The 1,865-nt window shown below is 67.2% G+C and carries 3 protein-coding genes; 2 read left to right on the forward strand and 1 reads right to left on the reverse strand.

Translation table 11 applies throughout. From position 1 onward, the window contains the following. The first annotated feature begins 105 nt into the window (after positions 1 to 105). Positions 106 to 936, forward strand: a complete 831-nt coding sequence (locus ACIQM0_RS39285) for an IS5 family transposase (protein WP_401296043.1) — start codon at positions 106 to 108, stop codon at positions 934 to 936. Continuing rightward, positions 933 to 1,370 (forward strand): hypothetical protein, encoded by a 438-nt coding sequence (locus ACIQM0_RS39290; protein ID WP_401296046.1) that lies wholly within the window; start codon positions 933 to 935, stop codon positions 1,368 to 1,370. The genes ACIQM0_RS39285 and ACIQM0_RS39290 overlap by 4 nt, the downstream gene beginning before the upstream one ends. Before the next feature lie 9 nt (positions 1,371 to 1,379). On the opposite strand, the gene ACIQM0_RS39295 is transcribed toward ACIQM0_RS39290, so the two are convergent. Beyond that, positions 1,380 to 1,649, reverse strand: coding sequence for a multiprotein-bridging factor 1 family protein (locus tag ACIQM0_RS39295; protein ID WP_401296048.1), 270 nt, complete (start codon positions 1,647 to 1,649; stop codon positions 1,380 to 1,382). Between the last annotated feature and the right edge of the window lie 216 nt (positions 1,650 to 1,865).

Consider the following 1,865-nt stretch of genomic DNA (forward strand, 5'->3'; position numbering starts at 1 on the left):
TCAGAGGGCAGAATGAGAGTGGATAGGAGTTTTGTCGTCACCTGAACGTGTGGCGCAGCGGCATCCCGGCCGGTCGGCGGCCATGGGCATGTTGGGCTGGGCACCGTGAGCGAGCGCAAGCCCTACAAGACCGACGTGAGTGACGAGCAGTGGGCGCTGGTGGAGCCTGTGATCGCCGCGTGGAAGGCCGCGCATCCCTCAGCCAGTGGCCATCAGGGCCGGTACGAGATGCGGGAGATCGTCAACGCGCTGCTCTACCAGGGCCGCACCGGCTGCCAGTGGGAGCTGCTCCCGCACGACTTTCCGCCGCCCGGCGCGGTGAAGTACTACTTCTACACCTGGCGTAACGACGGCATCGACCAGACCATTCACGACCTGCTGCGCTGGCAGGTGCGGGAAATGGCGCGTCGGAAGGCGGACCCGAGCCTGGTGGTGCTCGACACCCAGAGCGTGCACGCGGCGGCCGGAGTGCCCGCTGAGTCGACGGGGCGCGATCCGGCAAAAAAAGTACCGGGCCGCAAGCGCGGCCTGGCCGTTGACGTTCTGGGTCTGGTGATCGCGGTAGTCGTGGCGGCCGCGTCTGCGCACGAGAACGCCGTCGGCATCGCGCTGCTGGACAAGGTCGCCGCCGACACCGACACCGTGCAGAAGGCCCTGGTCGACCAGGGCTTCAAGAACGCCGTCGTCGCGCACGGTCAGAAGGTGGGCATCGAGGTGGAAGTCGTGGAACGCAATCCCGCGCAGACCGGGTTCGTTCCCCAGGCCAAGCGGTGGGTCGTGGAACGCGCCTATGGGATCTTGATGCTGCACCGCAGGCTGGTGCGCGACTACGAGCACCTGCCCAGCAGTTCGGAGTCGCGGGTCTACTGGGCGATGACCGCGGTGATACTGCGCCGGCTGACCGGAGCAACCACGCCGGCCTGGCGCACCGCATGACGGGCGGGGAACTGACCCTCGGCGCGGTACTGGCGCGGCTGGAGGAACGGGAACGGGAGATCAGCGCGCAGGCCGAGACGATGCGGGAACAGATCACGCAGCTGACGGCCCAGCTCGACGAACTCCGCCGGGCCGCCGACGAAGTCCGGATCACCCGTAAGACACTGCTGGAGCTGCCCGACCCCGAGCCGCCTGCGCCGCCTGCACCGAAACTGCCGGACCATCCGGCCTACCAGCAGATCATGGCGGTGTTCACCGCGGCCGACCATCCGCTGCGTGCGCGGCACGTGTGCGAGGCGATGGACGTGGCGGTCGCGCCCAACAACATCAACAACGTCCGCCTCAAGCTCAAGCGGCTGACCGACCGCGGAATCCTGGCCGAAACCGAGCCAGGACTGTTCACCAGGCCACGACCGCCCGGAATTCAGCCCTGACGAGCGCCCCTACTCGAGGTCCACGGCCGAGTCGACCGACGCCTCACGGCCCATCGCCTCGGACGGCGCGGTCTTGATGCTGCCCGGAGTCCAGCCGAGGACTTCCTCGAAGCTTCGGGCAACAGTCGGGGTGGGCAGGTCCCCAAGGTCGCGTTCGAAGGTCCTGATGGTCGCTTCACTCAGCCAGGTGCGGCGCGCGAGTTCACGCTCCGAGATGCCTTCGGCCTCACGGAACTCGATGAGGGCTCTCGCCAGCCGTGTCGAATCCTCTCTACTCATGACCGCAGTATGTCGCAGAGCCAGGGCGCCGGGATGGCCCTCTGGCTCGGTCCCATGCCAGGGGGCACCAGGCCGCGGCAACACGCCCGCCAGGCCGAATCCCAGTCGATTTGTTCGTCCTCGCCGTGCAACCGGCGCTCGTTAACAGCCCTGGTCTGCACGCCAATCCCGTAGCAGAGTCAGATGCAAGGCAAAAACTCGCATACCGCCCTCTCA

It is taken from the genome of Streptomyces sp. NPDC091387, assembly GCF_044756945.1.
Taxonomy (GTDB): Bacteria; Actinomycetota; Actinomycetes; order Streptomycetales; family Streptomycetaceae; genus Streptomyces.